Source organism: Janthinobacterium sp., from assembly GCF_031995485.1.
Taxonomy (GTDB): domain Bacteria; phylum Pseudomonadota; class Gammaproteobacteria; order Burkholderiales; family Burkholderiaceae_D; genus Janthinobacterium.
Genome location: NZ_DAMAGB010000020.1, coordinates 64451 through 84506, shown reverse-complemented (window position 1 = coordinate 84506; position 20056 = coordinate 64451). Strand labels below are relative to the sequence as shown.

Here is a 20056-nt window from a genome sequence, read left to right as displayed (position 1 = left end):
ACGGCGTCGACCAGCTGATGGTGGAGGGGGCGGTTGAAAATCCTTATGGAATCGGCAATTTCCGCTGTGACGTGCACGTCGAAAAAGTCGGCGTGACGACCACCTCCATGCGCGCCGTCGCGTACAACCACACCATTTATGCCACGGAGTGCTTTGTCGACCAGCTGCTGGTTGCGGCCCGTCAGGACCCGGTCGCCGGGCGGCTGGCCATGCTGGACCGCAGTGCGCCGCGAATGGCCAATGTGCTGCGTGTCGCGGCCCGCAAAGCTCAGTGGGGTGTGGCGCGGCGGGCGCCCGGGCATGCCTTGGGCGTCGCCGTCTCGAGCGCGTTCAATACGTTCGTGGCCGAGATTGCCGAAGTCTCCGTTGGCGAGGGCGGGGAGCCACGGGTGCACCGTGTCTGGTGTGTGGTCGACTGTGGTATCGCCGTCAATCCGGATATCGTGCGGGCCCAGATGGAGGGGGCCATCGGATATGGCCTGAGCATGTTCCTGTATGGCGGCATTACCCTAGACCGCGGGGTTCCGCAGCAGCATAATTTCAATGATTACCGGGTGCTGCGCATGAATGAAATGCCTGCGGTCGATGTGACGATTATCGCTTCGGACCAGAAGCCCACCGGCGTCGGCGAAGCCGGCTTGCCGACCATCGGGCCGGCAGTCGCCAATGCGCTGGCGCGTTTAGGCCGGCAGCGGCCGTCTGTACTGCCGATGGTCAAGCCGGCTTGACCGATAAATCGCCGCCCGCACATCCTGTTTCCCGCTACCCGCATCAGGATGAGGCAATTGCGGGGGGCGGGATGGTGCCGCGCCGCCAGTATGCAGCGGAAGTGCATCAAAATTGCCTCGCCGTTGGCAGGGGCCTTCGCAACCTCTGCCTGGATTAACTGTGCGCGGTGCATCTGCTGCAACTCAGAGAGGACAGACCGTCCGTTTAGTCCGGAGCTTTCCCTGCCTTTTTCCGCGCTGGAAACGACGTTATCGTTCTGCTTGCCGGATCGCTGCGTCGTATTGACTGTTGGCGCAGCGATTCTCCGGGCCGGCTGACATGCCGGCCACCAACCAAGGAGAAAAGCATGATCGATTCAAATAATCAAACCACCGCTTTGGTCGAGAAACTCGAACGCCAGCGCTGGGATTTGATGCTGGCTGCCGATGTGGAAGGTAGCGCAGCACTGTTGTCGGACGACGCGGTGTACATCCATTCGAGCGGGCTGCGTGACGACAAGGCCAGTTTCATCAATAAATTCCGCGACGGCGTCTTCGTTTATCACATGGCGAAGCCTGAACTCGATACCGTCTCCGCGCTGGGCGATAACGGCCTGTTTGGCAGTGGTACGGTGCGCATGCAGGCCACTGTCGGTGGTGTCATCCGGAATATGCATTCGATGTTCTCCGTGGTCTGGCGGCTCGAAAATGACGTATGGCGTCTGCTGCTGATCCAGACCACGGCTATCCCGGCCTCGAACGTCTAGGCCGTTTTCACTTTAATTGGAGCTTTTTTATGTCAGTCAAACAAAGAACTTACGTTATCACCGGTGCCGCCTCAGGTATCGGCCTCGTCACGAAACAGTTGCTGCAGGAGCGCGGGCACCGCGTCATTGGTGCCGACCTGCGTGACGCCGAAGTGATCGCCGACCTCAGTACCACAGAAGGCCGGGCCAGCCTGGTCAGCCAGGTCACCGCCCTCAGCGGTGGTGCGATCGACGCCGTGCTGGCCGTTGCCGGAGTCGACGTCAACGGCCCGATCACGGTCGCCGTCAACTATTACGGCGCCATCGCCACGCTTGAGGGCTTGCGGCCACTGATGCTGGCCTCGGATGCGCCGCGCGCTGTCGCCGTCTCATCGATCACCTCGGTCCATCCGTTCAATGAGCAGTTGTTGAATGCGATGCTCGAAGGTACCGAGGCGCTGGCGCTGGAAAAAGCAGCAGAAGAGAAGTTCGTGTATGCCACGAGCAAGCGGGCCTTGTCGCGCTGGATCCGTCGCAACGCACTGAAAGCTGAATGGGCTGGAGCCAATATTCCGCTCAACGCCATCGCACCCGGCTTGGTGAAAACGGAGCTGTTGAAGCGCTTGTTCGACGAGCCGGAAACACGCAAACGCATCATCGCCGGGACGCCAATGCCACTGGGTGGCCCGTATGAGCCTGTCGCCGCAGCTGAGCTGCTGGCGTTCCTGGCCAGCCCGCAAAACGGCCATATTACCGGCCAAAGCATTTTCATCGACGGCGGTGCCGATGTGGTGATCCGTGGCGACTCGGCCTGGTGATGGCATGCCGCGTCGTTGAGGGCGCGGCATAACGCAGGTGCGCCCGGTATGGGTGCACCTAGCTTACGGGCGGTGTCTGGGGGCGCTTTATTCAGATCGGATAGGGAATCAAACCGATGCGGGGCTATTTTCAGCCAGTTGCCAGTCGGATTGACGCAGCGGCACCTCGGCGCTGACGAAATCGATGAAAGCACGCAGTTTCGGCGTCATGTGTTTGCCAGACGGCCATAGCAGGCGAAAGGTATTTTGCTCGACGGTGTACTGGTCCAGAACACGCACCAGGGAACCCGTTTGCAGCGCATCTTTGACGGTGAAGTCGGACATGTATGCAATGCCGACGCCTTCCAGCGCGAAGCAGCGGCGTGCTTCGTTAGTGTTACATGTAATGCGGCGCCCCAGGCCAAGCTCCGGTGCACCCGGTTCCTGCCGTAACTGCCATGTCTGCAGTCGGCCGGTATTGGGCATGCGGAACTGAATGCAGTCGTGCTCCAGCAGGTCGCTCGGGTGTTGCGGCGTCCCACGGCGGGCGAAATAGTCGGGCGACCCGACCAGCCACATCTGGAACGAGCCCAACGTGCGCGAGGTCAGCCGCGAGTCGTCGATGCTGCCGCTGCGGATCACGGCGTCATACCCTTCCTCGATGACATCGACCTGGCGGTTGTCGAAGTCCAGATCCAGCTCCACTTCAGGGTACCGTTTCTGGAACGCTGCCAGCGTCAGCACGAACGGTTCGCTGATCATCGGCAGGCCAATGCGCAGCCGGCCGCTTGGCATGCGCGTCGTCTGCGACAGCTCGGCCCATGCCGCGTCGAGCTCGTTCAGAATCCGTCGGGCCCGCTTCAAAAACATCTGACCTTCCGCTGTCAGCGTGACGCTGCGTGTGCTTCGATGAAACAGCCGTATGCCAAGGCTTTGTTCCAGCCGGGTAATGCTCTTTCCGATGCCGGATGCGGACACGCCGACGGCCCTTCCCGCACCGACAAAGCTGCGCGTGTCGGCCACGTGCACAAATACGTTCAGAGCAAAGCTATCCATGGGTTGCACCTCCTGATGTTGATGTTTGTCGTACGATGATACGGAGCACCGACGGAAACTGTTGTGACGGGTACCGGTAGCATGCATGCCGTTGCGCAAGAGATAAATGCGGTCTGGTGGCGGGACAGAACGGACAAAACGTCCGCAAATCGTCGAGGCGATTGCACACTGCGATGCGGACGGAAGCTCCGCACTGACCGGACGGCCAGCGGGATGTTTCATCGGGGCGATTCCCCGTATTCTTTGCGGCAGCTGGGCAAATGCGGGAAATTCCGGAAACGCCGGCTTCAACAGGAGAAGACCATGCAATATGCACCATCAATCCGTCTCAATGACGGCACCGACATTCCGCAATTAGGCCTGGGCGTCTGGCAACTGGATGATGAGGAGGCCCGGCAATCGCTGCTGCATGCCTTCGAGACCGGTTACAGGCATGTTGACACTGCCATGATTTATGGCAACGAAGTGGGCGTTGGCCGCGCAATTGCCGAGTCGGGGCTGGCGCGCGACGACATTTATGTCACGACCAAGCTGTGGAATGCCGACCAGGGGTACGACGCGGCACTGCGCGCCTTTGACGAGAGCCTGGCGCGTCTCGGGTTGGAATACCTTGACCTCTACCTCATCCACTGGCCGCTGCCCCGTAACGATAATTACGTCGATTCGTGGCGTGCCCTGATACGCCTGCGAGACGAGGGGCGGATCCGTTCCGTTGGCGTCAGCAACTTCAACATGGGACATCTGCAGCGTCTGGCAGATGAGACTGGCATCGCGCCAGCCGTAAACCAAATCGAACTGCATCCCGATTTCATGCAAAAAGAGCTGGTCAAGTTTTGCGTTGCGAAAGGCATTGCTGTCGAGGCATGGAGTCCGTTGGGTCAAGGGGGGACATTAATCGAAAACCCTTTGCTGGTGGCGATTGGCGCAGCACATGGCAAAACCACGGCGCAGGTGATTTTGCGTTGGCACGTTCAGCATGCCTATATTGCCAATCCACGCTCGCGCAATCCGGCGCGAATTGCCGCCAACTTCGACGTCTTTGACTTTTCCTTAACTTCCTTGGAGATGGCTGCGATCGACGCGCTCGATTCTGGCAATCGCCTGGGGCCCGATCCTGAGCAGTTGCATGCCACCCGTTTATGAGGAATGGCTGACTGTTTGACGGTCGCAGCAAGGCGTTGACGGGTTTGGCACAGCAACCTCTGCGCCAGGAACCGTCGTCCATCCTGCTGGACATTAGTTCCCGGTAGGCCATCTTGTTGGCTGTTATTTCTGTAACTACCATGTACTCAGTGCCAGTTATCCTGACTGGCCCGATAACCGGGCGTGGCAAAGCGCTCGTGTTCTGGAGGTTGTATGACAATAAAAATGACACGACGCGGCGTACTGACGCTTGGCGCCAATACGGCACTTGCAGCCTTGGCTGCCAGCGCCCCCGTGTTTGCTGCGAGTGCGACCGAATCCCGACGAACTGGCGCCGCCGGCACAGGCAAGCGTTACGACGTAGTGATCGTCGGTGGAGGTTCGGCCGGAGCGGTGATGGCAGCGCGCATGAGCGCCAATACCCAGCGCCAGGTACTGTTGCTCGATGCGGGCCCAAACTTTATGCCCGATAACTATCCGGCAGTTTTAGCTGATGCAAATATCGTCGCCGGTTCCCCCACGTTCGACTGGCATTACCAAAGCCAGGATGCGGCCAGGCTGGGGCACGATATTGCCGTGCCGCGTGGTCGGGTGATTGGTGGCAGTTCCGCCGTGAACGCGGCCGTAGCGATGCGCACCCGTCCGGCGGACTTCGCTCGCTGGTCACGTCGCGGCATCGAAAACTGGGCATGGCCAGATGTGCTTGCCACGTACCGCGCGATGGAGAACACAGCCTCAGGTGAAGATGCATGGCATGGCCGCAGCGGTCCATTCCCGATACGCCAGCGGACGCCGGCCGAAAACACACCATCGATGCGCGCCTTCGTTGCTGCCGCTGAAGCCGTCGGCCTGCCACCTGTCGCCGACTTCAATGGCGCCCATCAGCACGGCGTGGGTCCTTATCCGTTGAACGTGATTGATGGTAAGCGTATCAACACCGGAATGGCGTATCTGACTGCGGAAGTACGGGCGCGCCCTAATCTGACCATACGCGCAGGTGCCGAGGTGGATCGTGTGGTGATCCAGAATCAGCGTGCTGTTGGCGTACTTCTGTTGAATGGCGAAACGGTCATGGCCGGGGAAGTAATCCTGTCATCAGGAACCATTGGCAGCCCGTCCATCCTGATGCGCTCTGGTATCGGTCCGAGTGGCCACCTGGCCGAAATGGGCATCGCCACTGTGGTCAACCTGCCCGTAGGCGAGCGTTTGCAGGACCATCCCTTCTTTTACAATGTGTATGCACTCAAGGAGAACGCGAAGTCGATGACCCCGGCCGCCGGTGCCATCGCATGGACCCGTTCCCGGCATGCGGCGCCAGACGATCTGGATCTGCATATTTCGGCCACTCATCTGATCGACCCGAGGGCAAGCCCGACCGGCGGGGCAATCGTGCTCGCTTGCGCCGTCACCTTGCCAACATCAATGGGCAGCTTGCGCTTGTCTAGCCGCGATCCACGTGCGGCGCCACGCATCCGCTACAACTTTTTTGAGCAAGACAATGACCTGGACCGCATGGTCGAAGCAGTGACGCTGTCGCGCGAAATAGGTCGCAGCGCACCATTCGCGGAACTTATTGACCACGAAATGGCGCCAGGTAACAAAGTGGACGGTGATAAGGCGCTACGGCAGAACATCGTCGCCAGCGTCGCCGGGTATCAGCATCCAACTTCGACCGTCCCGATGGGTACGGCAAACGATAACTCGGCCGTCGTAGATTCCTGGGGGGCGGTCCGCGGCATCTCCGCCCTGCGCGTGGTGGATGCATCCATCATCCCTGACATTCCCTCCGTGGCAACCAACGTCACAACGATCATGCTGGCGGAGCGCATCGCCGCCCATCTGGTCGCCTAGGAACGGGCTTTGCAGGTTTTGTGGACGCGGCGGGTACTGGCGGTGCTGTCCGATACCCGCCCGCCGGCCATCGCTCGAGGTCGACGAGCCAGGAAAATCTCAGGGTTTTTGGCGACGACATGAACGGACAAACGGCCACCATGGCGAGCTCCCCAACCTTCCCGCTTCGTGTGCCGTCGTTGTTGATGGCATCGGAGCGACGTCCGACGCAGGCAGTAAAGGGGCTGTTCCACGCCGGCCGCGCCAGGTCGATGAGTAAGACTGACGGCCGGGGGCACTCGCTTCAGGCCGAATGTGGCGCAAACAGCAAGTCGCGTAGCCTGATGATTTCGCGTTCACCTTGTTCCAGCGCTGTTGTACTGGTGTGCACAGAATACATGCCACTGACGAGCTCATGCGGATGTTTGATCGCGGAGCCAAGCACGAACTCGGTTGGGCCCTGCGCGATGACTTCGATAGCTTGCTCGCCGGCTTCAAATACCGCCACTTCCCGTTCGATCACAGTGCCGCCGGTGCGCAATGCTCCGGATGCTACAGCAATCCAGGCGACATCATGGCCAGCCGGAGGGGTGTACTTCCAGACCTCGCCGCCGGCCAGTCGGACGTGTAAATAGTTAATGGACGCACGCGGGCGGATGGAACTCGTGGCTTCGCCGTGGCTGCCGATCACAACACGGGCGGGGCCGTGCTGCGGCACCTGTTCGGAGGACAGGTATTGGCTCTGTGAGGCGCCATTTTCGTCTTCGGGGGGCAACGCCAGCCAAAGTTGAAATCCTAACGCGTGCGATGCATCGGCAGGCGTGCCCTGATGCCAAATTCCGCCGCCGGCGCTCATCCATTCGACGTTGTCCTTGGTGAGAACTCCTTGGGCGCCGGTTGATTCACGGTAGGCAAGCGCGCCGTCCAGAATCACAGTGACGGTCGCAATGCCGGAATGTGGATGCATGCCCATTTTATGTCGGCTTGCATGTAATTCGAAGAGGTCGAGAAAGATGAACGGCTTAATCATTGCGCCGATGTCGCCAGGGCTGACCAGCCTTGTAATTCCGCCGTGGTCCCTGCCTTTTGTGCGAAACGCTACCTGGCGTCCCATAGGCTCGGGATTGCTGTGAGGCGTGGGGCTGAAAAACGTTTTGATACTCATGGCTACTCCATTTTTTTGCGCAGAAAGGTTAGCGCCGTGCAGGAAACATGAGATCAATGATAGGGGCGAGAGCGGCATCGGGGTAGCGCATGAAACTAGATGGATTGAATCAATAAAGAGGATATATGCTGGATGCGATGTCGATGGACCAGTTGCGCACTTTTATTGCGGCGGCTGACGAAGGTAGCTTTTCAGCGGCGGGCCGTAAGTTGCGCCGGGCGCAATCTGTCGTGAGTACAACGCTTGCGAATCTGGAACTTCAACTGGGGTTTCAGCTCTTCGAACGGACAGGGCGTTATCCTCAGTTGACGGAGAAAGGGCGCGCCTTGTTAAGTCAAGCCAGAGTTGCGGCCAACAGCATGGACGAGTTCAAAGCGAAAGCAAGAACGCTGGCTGAGGGACTTGAACCGGAACTGGCGATTGCGGTTGACGTGATGTATCCAATTGAACGTCTGACGAGCGCCGTCCGCGCATTTCACGTTGCGTTCCCCGGCACACCGCTGCGCTTGTACGTTGAAGCGCTTGGCGCTGTGGTGCAGCCATTGATAGACGGGAAATGCAGGATTGCGGTGATCGGCTCGCTTCCTGACATGCCGTCAGGCTCCGTATCCGAGTATCTGCTGAGCGTGGACGCGGTCGCCGTCGCGGCGCCAAATCATCCCCTGGCGTCTATCGAGGGCGTTGTCTTGCGCTCTGCCGCCATCGAACACGTGCAACTGGTGCTCACCGACCGTTCGGATTTGACGCATGGTCGTAACTTCAGTGTCATGTCAGCGCAAACTTGGCGCTTGGGTGACATGGGCGCAAAGCACGCGTTTCTCCGAGCGGGTCTGGGATGGGGATTTATGCCTGGGCATATGGTGGATGACGACATCCGGACCGGGTGCCTAGCAAGCCTTTTTCTGGAGCCTCATCCGACTGAAAGTGCAGGCTTTGCGATGCATGCGGTATACATGAGGGCGCATCCCCCTGGCCCGGCGGGCCGTTGGTTCGTCGACCGGCTCAAACTCGCGTAACGCAGAAATTTCCGGAGATGAACTCGTTCGCGATCCGGCTGGCGGCGCGCGTCGAAGGTCTCACAGTAGTCCGCCCTCCGCACAAGGAAATGCTGTTTGACCACTGGGTCTATAATTGACCGTGCGTAATTATTTGGAAGATAACTCAGTGCTAGATCTTAATGACTTCCGCTATTTTGTGCGCATTGTAGAGTGTGGGGGGATCACGGCTGCCAGCCGTGTCCTCGACATGCCCAAGTCGACTGTGAGCCATCGATTACAGGAATTGGAGGCTGCGCTGGGCGTGCGGCTGCTGAATCGGACCTCGCGTAATCTGGGTATGACCGACGCCGGTGCATTGTTTTACGATCACGCCATCGCCATGCTTGAAAAGGCCGAGCAGGCTGAGAATGCCGTACGGGAACGCCTGTCGGAGCCGAGCGGAACGATCCGCTTCACCACGGCGGTGGCGACATCGCTCTTTGCGATACAGCCGATCCTGTCCGAATTCATACGCCGATATCCAAAAATCAAGCTGATACAGTACACCAGCGACGACCAGGCCGATATTGCGGGAGGCAGCTACGATCTGGCGATTCGGGCCCACACCGGCCCACTGACTGATTCGCAACTGGTGCAACGTACGCTGGCGCCCGCTCCATGGTTTCTTTACGCCAGCCCAGATTACCTGGAACAGCGCGGCGAGCCGCATGCCCCCAAAGAGCTGGAAGGGCACGACACGCTGCTCATGTTGCGTCCGGGCCGCCCGTCAGCATGGCGCCTTCGGCACCGGGTCGATGGCGAAGTGACGGTACCGGTGGCGCCCCGATTGGTGAGTAACGATATCGTCATGCTAAAGCAAGCCGCCAATGACGGGCTGGGAATCGTGTCGCTACCGGCGTATGTCTGTCGGCAGGACGTTGTGGCGGGCAGGCTGGTGCGCGTGTTGCCGGAGTGGTTGACGGGGGAGGCCAGCATCACGGCGGTTATCCCATTTCGCCACGGACTACTGCCATCCGTGCGCGTGTTTCTTGACTACCTGATCGAGCAGATACCCAGAACGATTGCCTGAATGTCGCTGACGTGATCGAATGTCCACGTCATCGGATAGCAGTTCCAGAAAAACGCGCTTGTTGGCGGGCGCTTCCATGCCTGGCATGCGCGGGGTCGGCCTGCGCGCCCGATGAGCATGCGTCCATCCTTTCGCGCTGCAGGGCCTCGCCTTGGGAGAATGGAATGGAAAGCATGGATATAAACGTCCTGAGGACGTTGCGCGACTGGCGTCCCGCAGGTGAGCGAGTACTGCTGGCAACGGCGGTACGGACTTGGGGCTCGCCCCAAGTCCGTTCGGTGCAATGCTGGCGCTGCGTCAGGATGGCCGTACGGTAGGGTCGGCGTCATTCCGGTATCGGACCCTGAGTGTCCGATACCGGCAGTTCGTCGTGCGGGTAGAAATACAGAATCAAGACGAGCGCTTGCTGGCAAACACCGCCCCCGCCAGTACGATAAAGGTGCCGACAATCACCTTCTGCCAGGTGCTCGGCACGCCGGCCAGGATCAGCACATTGTTGATCAGCGTGACCAGCAGCACGCCCAGCAAAGTGCCGCTGACGCTGCCGCTGCCGCCCGTGATGCGCGCGCCGCCGAGAATCACGGCGGCGATCACGTCGAGCTCCATGCCGACCAGGTCGAACGGGTTGGCCAGGCGCGTGCTCGATACATGCACGATGCCGGCCAGTCCGGCCAGGAAACCGGCGTAGCCGAACACGAACAGGTGAACGGTGCGCAGGTTGTAGCCCAGGCGCTCGGCGATCGGCAGGCTGCCGCCGATCGCGTACACGGCGCGGCCCATCAGGGTGCGGTTCAGCAGCCACCAGGTCAGGCCGGCAGCGGCAACCAGCACCAGCACGGTGGCCGGCAGCACCGCATGCACGCCGGTGGCCGTGTCGTGGCGCCAGACGGCCAGCTTGCCGAAGGCGTCCATCGAGTGCGGCACGTTCATGAAGAACACGGTGCCGATAAAGGTCAGCAAAATGCCGCGGTACAGGTACTGCGTGCCGATCGTGACGATCAGCGACGGGGCTTTGAGCCAGTCGACCAGCAGGCCATTGAGCACGCCAAGCAGCGTGCCGCCGACGGCGCCGGCGACCAGGATCACCACCATGCTCGTTTCGGGGAACTGCGTCATCACCAGCTTGGTAATGCCGTACATGGTCAGCGCCGCGATGGCCGCGAACGACACGTCGATGCCGCCGGCGGCCAGCACGATCATCACGCCCAGCGCGAACAGGCCCAGCACGGTACAGGCGCGCACGATGTCGAACACCATCGCCAGCTGGAAGAACTCGGGATTGATCGCGCCCACCACCAGGCAGACGGCGACGATCAGGGCCAGCGTGAACAGCTGCGGATGGCGCGCCAGGCGCTGGCGCAGCGTGATTTTCGGTGCGCCCAGATCGGCCGGCGCCAGGGGCACGGTAGTACTTTTCATGGTCGTGGTATTCATGCAGCCACCTTGCTGTCGGAAATAAGGGCGTGATACAGGGTTTCTTCGGCCAGGCCTTCGGCGTCAAAGGTATTGGCGATCTGCCCCTTGCGCATCATCAGGATGCGGTCGCAGTTCTGCAGCAGCTCGGGCAGGTCGTCGCTGACCAGCACCACGGCCAGCCCATCTTCGGCCAGGCGCTGGATGATGCGGTAGATGATGTCTTTTGAACCGACATCGACGCCCACCGTCGGGCCGTGCAGAATCAGCACGCGCGGATGGATCGCCAGCCAGCGGCCGATCAGCACGCGCTGCTGGTTGCCGCCCGAGAGCGACTGCACCGGGCGGTCGACATCGGGCGTGGCGATCTGCAGGTCCTTCACGGTAGCCAGCGCCAGCGCCTGCGCGCGGCCGGCATCCAGCGCGCCGAAGCGGCTGCGCAAGGTATTGAGCACCGTGGTGATGATGTTCTCGCGGATGGATTTATCGAGGAACAGGCCTTCGCTGAGGCGGTCTTCCGGCACATAGCCGATGCGGTGGGCGATCGCGTCGCCCGGCTTGCGCAGGGTGATCTGCTGGCCGTCGAGATAAATCGATCCGCTGTCCGCGCCGTGCACGCCGGCCAGCGCCAGCGCCAGTTCATTGCGGCCCGAATCGAGCAGGCCCGTGATGCCGAGGATTTCGCCCTTGTGCAGGGTCAGGTCGACGCCGGAAAAATAGCCGCGCCGGCCCAGGCCCTGCACGCGCAGCAGTTCGCCGTTGCCGTGCGAGCGGCTGCGGTAGCGGCCGCCGTCGAGGTCCTTGCCCGTCATCGCATGCGTCAGTTCGGCCTTGGTGAAGTTGGCAATCGGTCCCTGCACCACCTTGGCGCCGTCGCGAAACACGATGGCCTGGCCGCCGATGGCGTAGCATTCGTCGAGCTTGTGGCTGACGAACAGCACCGCCACGCCTTGCGCGCGCAGGCCTTCGATCACGGACACCAGGTTGTCGACTTCCTTTTGCGTCAGCGAGGTGGTCGGTTCATCCATGATCACCATCTTCGCGCTGGTGGCCACCGCGCGGGCGATCGCCAGCAGCTGGCGCGTGGCGATCGGCAGTTCATCGGCGCGGGTAGACAGGAAGTGGGCGTCGTGCGGCAAGCCGACGGCGGCCAGCGCGCGCGCGGCGGTGGCGTCCACCACGCGGCGGTCGAAGCGGCGCGCCAGCCGGCCATTGCCGGCCACCAGTTGCTCGCTCAGCGCCACATTTTCGGCCACGCTCATGTTCGGCAGCAGCGACAGGTCCTGGTACACGGTCTCGATGCCGAGCGCCAGCGACTGCAGCGGCGTCAGCGCGTCATGCGGCTGGCCGTTGATGGTAATGCGTCCTTCGCTGGGGGGATGGGCGCCGGAAATGATCTTGATCAGGGTGCTCTTGCCGCAGCCGTTTTCGCCCAGCAAATGATAAATTTCGCCGGCTTCGATGGTCAGGTCGACGCCGCGCAGTGCATGCACGCCGGCATAGCGCTTGTGGATGCCTTCGAGCTGCAAAAATGTCTTCGACGTGGCCGCCGGAATGGGGGTGGTACTGGTCATGAATCGATTCTTTCTGCGATAGACGATGTCGCACGCGGCCGGCGTGCGATAGACGTTGCCGCATGGAGCCGGGGTTTTGACCTTTTGGCTCCATGCCAATCAACTTTCAACGCCTGACAAAACCGTAGCGAGCGGATGTGAGTTGTGGCCGAGAAGCGCAGCTGTGCGTATGCACAGTGAGCATCGCCGGCCGCAAATCGCACCGCGCAGTAGGTTTGGTCAGGTGTCCTCAGAACGCGTATTTCTTGTAGTTGGACTTGTCTACTTCGACCCACGCTTTACCAGTAACGATAATGCCCACGCCAGGACCTTTTTTGACGGTGACCGCGTTATAGCCCGGTACGCCCATGTCCATGCCGTTGGTGATCGTCTTGCCTTGCACCAGCATCAGCGCTGCCTTGTTCATCATGATGCCGGCGTCTTTCGGATCCCAGAAGGCGATGCCGCCAACCGCGCCCGATTCCAGGAACTTGGCCGCTTCGCTCGGCAAACCGGTGCCGTACACGCAGATCTTGCCGGTCAGGCCAGCTTCTTCGATGGCGCGGCCGATGCCCAGCACGTCCAGCGAGGAGGAACCCTGGAAGCCCTTGATGTCCGGATGCTTGCGCAGGATTTCCTTGGCCTTGCCGTAGGCTTTTTCGGCATCGTTGGCGGTTTCGTTTTTCGCGTCGACCAGCGTCATCTTCGGATACTTCTTGGCGTTGTTGGCGCCGCCGTCAGCCCACTGCACCTGCGACTGGCTGCCCAGGGAACCGAGCAGGGAGGACCATTTGCCGGTCTTGCCCATGCATTCGGCCAGGCGCTCGTTCAGGCGCGCGCCGTAGGCGGTGTTGTCGAACGCTTCGATATCGACCAGGGTGTTTTTCTGGTTGTCCGCTTCGTGCGTGACGACCTTGATGCCGCGGTCCAGCGCGCGCTTGAGCACCGGCTCCAGGGTCAGCGGATCCATCGAGACGACGGCAATCGCATCGACCTTCTTGGCCACCAGATCTTCCACCAGGCGCTGCTGCTGGGCGGCGTCCGACTGGGCCGGGCCGATCTGGCGCGCATTGACCACGCCAGGGTTGGCGGCGCCGAATTCCTTGACGCCCACTTCCATGCGGTTGAACCAGCTCATGCCGGTGATTTTGACGACGGTGACGATATCGACCGGCTTTTTATTCTGTGCGTGCAGCACGCCGGCAACCGACAGGGATCCCAGGGCGATGATGGCGGCGGCGCATTTTGTTTTCGTAAGCATGTTGTCTCCAAACCCTCGTTATGTATTCGTTGAACCAGGAGGGGACTGGGTCAGCGTTGCGCTTTTGCGCGGTGTAAAAAGACGGTAATCGGCGAAATTGATGCGGGCCGAAGCCAGGAAGCACAGCAGCAGCAGGCCCCATGCACAATCGCGGAAGAAATTCGAGATATCGAGCAGGTTGAAGGTGCTCGACAGCAGCTGCAGCGCGGTGGCCGAAAAGAACAGGCAGACCATGCGGCCATAGCCGCCCTGCGGACGCACGCCGGCCATCACCGCCACCAGGATGGCGATCAGGAGATACGAGCTGCCGTAGTCGGCTTTCACGCTGGCGGTGCGGGCCGCGATGATCACGCCGGCCAGGCTGGCCAGCACGCCGCACAGGGCGTAAGTCACCACCAGCATGCGCGTGCCGGGAATGCCTGCATAGCGCGCGGCCTTGGCATTGGTGCCGAGCAAAAACAGGCGGATGCCGAACGGGCTGTAACGCAGCAGCCAGCCGATTGCCAGCAGCACCACCATGAAGATAATGAACGGGATCGGCACGCCGAACAGGTTTTCATTGCCGATCATCGACATCGGCTCGGCGCTGGCCAGGCGCACGCTGGAACCCTTGCTCAAGACGACGGCGGCGCCGGTAAAAATCAGCTGCGTACCGAGGGTGCACAGGATGGGCGTCAGGCCCACGCCGGCGATCAGCCAGCCGTTGAGCAGGCCGCCCAGCAAACCAGTCGCCAGCGCGACCAGAATGAAGGTGCCCGTATAGCCCCACGGCGTGGCGTCCGCATCGACCAGCAGCGGCACCACGGTGGCGGCCACCACGCCGGCCAGGTTGGCCATGCCGAGACCGGACAGGTCGATGCCGCCGTTGCCGGCGATCATGGCCAGCGAGACGCCGATGGCCAACAGGGCCAGTTCGGGCAGCTGGCTGGCCATCGACTGGAAGTTGTACACGTCGAGGAAGTCGCCATGCGACAGCACGGTCGCGGCAACCAGGATCAGGACGTTAATGCCCACCAAAAAATTCAGCTGTGGGTCGGAAAACTGGCGCTTCATGGCGACTCCAAAAGGTATTCAAAAACGAAAACGCGGTGTGAAAATTCAGTCCTTTGCCAGCAGCGCATCGACATCGGCGCGCTGCGGCATCGACGGCGCCGTGCCGGCGCGCGTGACCGAAATGGCGGCCAGCGCTGCGGCGAAGCGGGCCGCCTCGCGTGGCGTGGCGCCTTCGGCCAGCGCGGCCGCAAAGCCGCCATTGAAGGCGTCGCCGGCGCCGGTCGTTTCCAGCACGGGGCCGGCATTGAACGGTGAAATCAGCACCGATTCGGTGGCGCTGTGCAGCAGGGCGCCTTGCGAACCGAGCGTGATCAGGGCGCAGCCGACGCCGCGCGCCAGGAACGCGTCGCCGGCGGCGCGCGCTTCATCGAGGTTGGTGACGGGCAGGCCGGTCAGGATGGCCGCTTCGTGTTCGTTCGGGGTGATGAAGTCGCACAGCGGATAGACGGCATCGTCAAACGGCAGCGCGGGGGCGGGGTTGAAGACGGTGAGGGTGCCGGCGGCGCGGGCGATCTGCAGGCCGCGCAGGGCGGCGTCGGCCGGCTGTTCCAGCTGGGTGACGAAGACGCGCGCGGCGGCGATATCTTCTGCCGCTGCTTCCACATCGGCCACGCCGATCAGGCTGGCCGCGCCGGACACCACGATGATGGCGTTGTCGCCGTTTTTTTCGTTCAGGTAGATGAAGGCGGCGCCGGTCGGATGCGTGTCGACCTGGCTCACGCGCGGCGTGATGCCGTCGCCGCGCCACAGGGCCAGCGCATGGTCGCCGAACGAGTCGCGGCCCAGGGTGCTGATAAAGGTGACCTCGGCGCCGGCGCGCGCAGCGGCGACGGCCTGGTTCGAGCCTTTGCCGCCGGGGCCCATGGCAAAGCCGGAGCCGGCGATGGTCTGGCCCACGCCGGGCATATGGGCGGCGCGGAAGGCCAGGTCGGCCACGTAGATGCCGAGGATGGCGACGCCGCGCTTGTCATGAACGTCGCTCATGTCACGCCTCCGGGGCGATCACGCCCTTTTTGAACACGAAGCAGCCGTAGAAGCGGCGCTCGCCGGTGGCGATCACGCAGTAGGCGGTGCGCGCCACGTCGTAGAAGGCAAAGCGTTCGATCGAGCCCATGATGCGCTCGCGCCCTTCGGCGTGGTTGATTTCCAGCTGCACTTCCTGCTGGACGGGCAAGACATTGTCAGGTTCTCCCACCACTTCCATGCGGTGGGCGGCCACCTCGACGGCGGTGTCGAGCGCCATCACGGACAGGATGGCGCGCGCGGCTTCCCTGGTGCCGACGCCGTCGATGCGCAGCACCTTGCCCAGCACCGTCTGGCGTGCCACCGAGTCGGCGGGGAAATTGGCGTCGCACAGGACCAGTTCATCGCCATGGCCCATGGCGCGCAGGGCGGACAATACGTCCGCATTCAACAGCGGGTCGATATTCTTTAACATCTTGTCTCCAGATTGTTATTCAATTTTTTTGCAGTGGTGATGCCGGCTTGCCACTCTGCGGTGGCTGGGCTGGCGCTGCGGTTGCAGTTTGCGGTGGTGTCGGTAGCACCGGTGGCGGTGTCGGATTACGCGCCGATGGCGCCAATCCGACCTGCGCCCACCTTACTTGTTACTCCCCATACGGCACCCACACGTTCTTGATCTGCGTGGCGTGGCGCAGCCAGACCGGGCCTTCGGCCGAGAGGGCGTCGTTCCAGTCGGTGGCCAGGCCGTAGTCGACCAGGGTGCGCTTCAGGTTGCCGGTCGACAGGCGCTCGGTGGTGGCCGACAGGGCCGCGTCGCCAAACGTCCAGACGGCGTCGACATCGTCGTGCTCGGCCAGGGTCGGCAGCAGGGTCGCTGCCGCGCCGGTGACGATATTGATTACGCCGCCCGGCAGGTCCGAGGTTTCCAGCACCTGGTAGAAATCGGTGGCGATCAGCGCATGGCGGCTGCTCGGCACGACGACGACGCGGTTGCCCATCGCCAGCAATGGCGCGACCAGGCTGACAAGCGCCAGCAATGGCGACTCATCCGGGCAGACCACGCCGACCACGCCGATCGGTTCGACCATGGCCAGCGCCACGCCGCGCATCGGCGGCACGTGCACCGCGCCTTCGTATTTGTCGGCCCAGGCGCCATACGCAAACAGGCGGCTGATCGACTGCTCGACTTCGTTGCTGGCCGCGTCCGCGCCCACGCCGGTCAGGCTGGCGATACGCGCGGCAAATTCTTCGGCGCGTGCCGACAGGTTCTCTGCCAGGTAATACAAGGCTTGCGCGCGGCGGTGCGGCGTGGTGGCCGACCACGATGCGGCCGCATGGGCGGCTGCGACGGCGTTGCGGATATCCTTGCGGTTGCCCAGGCCCACTTCGCCGGCCAGCTTGCCGTTGGCGCCGAACACGCTCATCGACTGCTCGCCGTCGGAACGGGCCTGCTTGCCGCCGACGAACAGCTTGGCGGTACGGTCGACCAGCGGCAGGCGTGCAGCTGCGGCAACGCTGTCGACGATGGCGGCGACCGGTTTCACGGCTGCGCTGCGCGCCACGCGCCTGGCCCAGGCACGCGGTTTCAGGTATTCGTAGCAGCCTTCGCGGCCGCCTTCGCGGCCAAAGCCCGATTCGCGCACGCCGCCGAAGCCAACGCCGGCGTCGAACAGGTTGGTCGAATTGATCCACACCACGCCAGCTTTCAGGGCAGGGGCCACGGCCAGCGCCAGGCCGATGGTTTCGCTCCACACGCTGGCGGCCAGGCCGTAGCGCGAGTTGTTGGCGATCGCCAGCGCTTCATCGTGGGTGCGGAAGGTCATCGCCACCAGTACCGGCCCGAAGATCTCTTCGCTGGCCACGGTGCTGGCAGGGTGCACATTGGTCAGCAGGGTAGGCGGGAAGTAGCTGCCGCCGACCGGCATCGAGATGTCGGGCTGGTAGCAGGTTGCGCCTTCCCTGACGCCGATCTCGACCAGTTTGCGCACGCGCTCGTGCTGCGACGGCGCGATCAGCGAACCGATGTCGATGGTCTTGTCGAGTGGCGTGCCGGCGCGCAGAGTGCCCATGCGGCGTTTCAGGCGTGCATAGAAATCCTGGGCGATGCCTTCCTGTACCAAGAGGCGCGCACCGGCGCAGCAGACCTGGCCCTGGTTGAACCAGATGGCGTCGACCACGCCTTCGATGGCGGCGTCGATATCGGCGTCGTCAAACACGATGAACGGCGACTTGCCGCCCAGTTCCAGGGTCAGCGACTTGCCGCTGCCGGCGGTTTTTTCGCGGATCAGACGACCCACGTCGGTCGAACCGGTAAATGCGATCTTGTTGACGTCCGGGTGCGCCACGATGGCCGCGCCGGTGGCGCCGTCGCCGGTCACCACGTTCAGCACGCCCGCCGGCAAGCCGGCCTGCGCGGCCAGTTCGGCGAACAGCAGTGCCGACAGCGGCGTGAACTCGGCCGGTTTCAGGACCACCGTATTGCCGAGCGCCAGCGCCGGGGCGATTTTCCACGCCAGCATCAGCAGCGGGAAATTCCACGGCACGATCTGGCCGATCACGCCGACCGGTACCTGGTCGGCGAATTCGCGTTCCTGCAATTGCGCCCAGCCGGCATGGTGGTAGAAGTGGCGCGCTACCAGCGGCACGTCGATATCGCGCGTTTCGCGGATCGGCTTGCCGTTGTCCAGGGCCTCGACCACCGCGAACAGGCGGGCGTGGCGCTGCACCATGCGCGCCAGGGTGTACAGATGGCGGGCGCGCGCATGGCCGCCGATGGCGAACCAGTTTTCCTGCGCGGCGCGGGCGGCGGCAACGGCCGCGTCAACGTCGGCCTGCGTGCCTTGCGCGATGCGCGCCAGCGGCTTGCCGGTGGCCGGTTCATTGGTGTCGAACAGCGAGCTTGCGGTGGCGGGCGTGAACGCGCCGTTGATGAAATGGCCGAAGCCGTCGCTGTGGCGCGCCAGCCAGGCGCGCGCGTCGGTGTCGCTTTCAGGGGCAGGGCCGTAGTCCATGGTGTCGAAGTAGTGTTTAATGCTCGTCTGGCTCATATGAATTATCCGATCGCGTGGCGGTGGAAAGCCGAGTAACGGCCGGTAACGTGGTGTTCGAGCTGGCGTTCGATGTCGGCCAGCAAGGAGGAGGCGCCGATGCGGAACAGGTCCGGCTCCAGCCACTCGCGTCCCAGTTCTTCCTTCATCAGGATCTGGTAGTTGAGGATGTCCTTGGCCGCCGAGACGCCGCCGGCCGGCTTGTAGCCGACCTTGTAGCCGGTGCGTTCCTGGTAGTCGCGGATCATGCGCAGCATGATCAGGCTTACCAGCAGGGTGGCGTTGGTCGCTTCCTTGCCGGTCGAGGTCTTGATGAAATCGGCGCCGGCCATCATGCAGATCATCGAAGCCTTGGCCACGTTGCGCAGGGTTTTCAGTTCGCCGGTCGCCAGGATGGCTTTCACGTGCGCGTCGCCGCAGGCGGCGCGGAAGTCCTGCATCTCGGCGTACAGCGCCTTCCAGTTGCCGGTCAACACGTGTTCGCGGGTAATGACGATATCGATCTCGGAAGCGCCATCGCGTACCGAGGCTTCGATTTCCTTCAGCTTCAGGTCGTGCGGAATCAGGCCGGCCGGAAAGCCGGTCGATACCGCGGCCACCGGAATGCCGCTGCCGTCCAGCGCTTCGACGGCCGTGGCCACGTAGCGGTGATACACGCAGATGGCGCCCGTATGCAGCTGGCGGTCGCCGAAGCCGATCGCGTCGAGCAGGTCCTGGCGCACCGGCGTGATGGCCTTGGCGCACAGGCGCTTGACGCGCTCGGTGGTGTCGTCGCCGGACAGGGTGGTCAGGTCGATGCAGCTGATGGCTTTCAACAGCCAGGCCGCTTGCGCGTCCTTCTTGACGGAGCGGCGGCCGGGCAGGGTGGCAACGCGGCGCTCGGCGGCCGACAGGTTGACGCGGATGTCGTCGAACCAGCTGCTGTCATACGGCACGCCGGGATTGCGCGCATGGCCGTGGGCGCCTGCCGTGGCAGGCAGGGCGGCAGCGATGGCGGCCGGGGCGCCCGTCAGCAAGGCTGACGGCGTGGAAGCGGCAGCGGGCGCTGGCGCTTCGGTGCGGGGCCGCGCCGATGGCGTGACGCGCTGGGATTTGGAAGTAGTTGTCATGGTTGTGGCGACGCCGCGCAGTGGTGCACAGGCCGGTCCGATCGATGATGGTGGGCGGTAGGCATAGCTAAAGTCTCCGTGAACGCACTGAGCGCGTTTCATTATTGGTAACATGGTCTGGCGAATGGATGTATCGGGTTGCACCA

17 protein-coding genes are annotated in these 20056 nt (G+C 62.6%); 7 read left to right on the top strand and 10 right to left on the bottom strand.

All coding sequences use genetic code 11. From position 1 onward, the window contains the following. The 3 genes from RTQ46_RS13440 to RTQ46_RS13430 form a co-directional block, all read left to right on the top strand. On the top strand, nt 1-728 hold a 728-nt coding region (locus RTQ46_RS13440; RefSeq protein WP_312437232.1), incomplete at its 5' end, for a molybdopterin cofactor-binding domain-containing protein. Nucleotides 729-1075: 347 nt separating this feature from the next. After that, on the top strand, nt 1076-1474 hold the full coding sequence (locus tag RTQ46_RS13435; protein WP_312437230.1) for a nuclear transport factor 2 family protein: 399 nt from the start codon (nt 1076-1078) through the stop codon (nt 1472-1474). 29 nt (nt 1475-1503) lie between these two features. Next, nucleotides 1504-2271, top strand: coding sequence for an SDR family oxidoreductase (locus RTQ46_RS13430; RefSeq protein ID WP_312437229.1), 768 nt, complete (start codon nt 1504-1506; stop codon nt 2269-2271). A gap of 108 nt (nt 2272-2379) precedes the next feature. Here RTQ46_RS13430 and RTQ46_RS13425 read toward each other — a convergent pair whose 3' ends face one another. Beyond that, nucleotides 2380-3306 (bottom strand): LysR family transcriptional regulator, encoded by a 927-nt coding sequence (locus RTQ46_RS13425; RefSeq protein ID WP_312437227.1) that lies wholly within the window; start codon nt 3304-3306, stop codon nt 2380-2382. A gap of 303 nt (nt 3307-3609) precedes the next feature. Here RTQ46_RS13425 and RTQ46_RS13420 point away from each other — a divergent pair, with 303 nt between their 5' ends. Next, nucleotides 3610-4449 (top strand): aldo/keto reductase, encoded by an 840-nt coding sequence (locus RTQ46_RS13420; protein WP_312437226.1) that lies wholly within the window; start codon nt 3610-3612, stop codon nt 4447-4449. A gap of 213 nt (nt 4450-4662) precedes the next feature. After that, a complete protein-coding gene (locus RTQ46_RS13415) occupies nt 4663-6300 on the top strand; it encodes a GMC family oxidoreductase N-terminal domain-containing protein (RefSeq protein ID WP_312437224.1) in 1638 nt (545 codons plus the stop codon). 283 nt (nt 6301-6583) lie between these two features. Here RTQ46_RS13415 and RTQ46_RS13410 read toward each other — a convergent pair whose 3' ends face one another. Next, nucleotides 6584-7444, bottom strand: coding sequence for a pirin family protein (locus tag RTQ46_RS13410; protein WP_312437223.1), 861 nt, complete (start codon nt 7442-7444; stop codon nt 6584-6586). Nucleotides 7445-7569: 125 nt separating this feature from the next. Here RTQ46_RS13410 and RTQ46_RS13405 point away from each other — a divergent pair, with 125 nt between their 5' ends. Continuing rightward, on the top strand, nt 7570-8460 hold the full coding sequence (locus tag RTQ46_RS13405) for a LysR family transcriptional regulator (RefSeq protein WP_312437222.1): 891 nt from the start codon (nt 7570-7572) through the stop codon (nt 8458-8460). Nucleotides 8461-8581: 121 nt separating this feature from the next. Further along, nucleotides 8582-9511: a LysR substrate-binding domain-containing protein gene (locus RTQ46_RS13400; RefSeq protein ID WP_312437242.1), complete on the top strand. Its 930-nt coding sequence runs from the start codon at nt 8582-8584 to the stop codon at nt 9509-9511. Nucleotides 9512-9901: 390 nt separating this feature from the next. Here the strand turns inward: RTQ46_RS13400 and RTQ46_RS13390 are convergent, their stop codons facing one another. The 8 genes from RTQ46_RS13390 to deoC form a co-directional block, all read right to left on the bottom strand. Beyond that, nucleotides 9902-10930: an ABC transporter permease gene (locus tag RTQ46_RS13390; protein WP_312437220.1), complete on the bottom strand. Its 1029-nt coding sequence runs from the start codon at nt 10928-10930 to the stop codon at nt 9902-9904. Nucleotides 10931-10941: 11 nt separating this feature from the next. Beyond that, nucleotides 10942-12498: a sugar ABC transporter ATP-binding protein gene (locus RTQ46_RS13385; protein WP_312437219.1), complete on the bottom strand. Its 1557-nt coding sequence runs from the start codon at nt 12496-12498 to the stop codon at nt 10942-10944. 229 nt (nt 12499-12727) lie between these two features. Continuing rightward, nucleotides 12728-13738 (bottom strand): substrate-binding domain-containing protein, encoded by a 1011-nt coding sequence (locus RTQ46_RS13380; protein WP_312437217.1) that lies wholly within the window; start codon nt 13736-13738, stop codon nt 12728-12730. Between the two features lie 18 nt (nt 13739-13756). Then, nucleotides 13757-14791, bottom strand: a complete 1035-nt coding sequence (locus tag RTQ46_RS13375; RefSeq protein ID WP_312437215.1) for an ABC transporter permease — start codon at nt 14789-14791, stop codon at nt 13757-13759. Between the two features lie 45 nt (nt 14792-14836). Beyond that, nucleotides 14837-15775 (bottom strand): ribokinase, encoded by a 939-nt coding sequence (locus RTQ46_RS13370; protein ID WP_312437214.1) that lies wholly within the window; start codon nt 15773-15775, stop codon nt 14837-14839. A 1-nt stretch (nt 15776) separates the two neighbouring features. Then, entirely contained in the window at nt 15777-16229 is a 453-nt protein-coding gene (locus tag RTQ46_RS13365) for an RbsD/FucU domain-containing protein (RefSeq protein WP_312437213.1), read from the bottom strand. Between the two features lie 169 nt (nt 16230-16398). Beyond that, nucleotides 16399-18801 carry an aldehyde dehydrogenase family protein gene (locus tag RTQ46_RS13360; protein ID WP_312437211.1) on the bottom strand — a complete coding sequence of 801 codons (2403 nt, stop codon included), beginning with the start codon at nt 18799-18801 and terminating at the stop codon, nt 16399-16401. 5 nt (nt 18802-18806) lie between these two features. Beyond that, complete coding sequence (gene deoC / locus RTQ46_RS13355) at nt 18807-19910, bottom strand: deoxyribose-phosphate aldolase (RefSeq protein ID WP_312437210.1); 1104 nt, start codon at nt 19908-19910, stop codon at nt 18807-18809. Nucleotides 19911-20056: the final 146 nt, after the last annotated feature.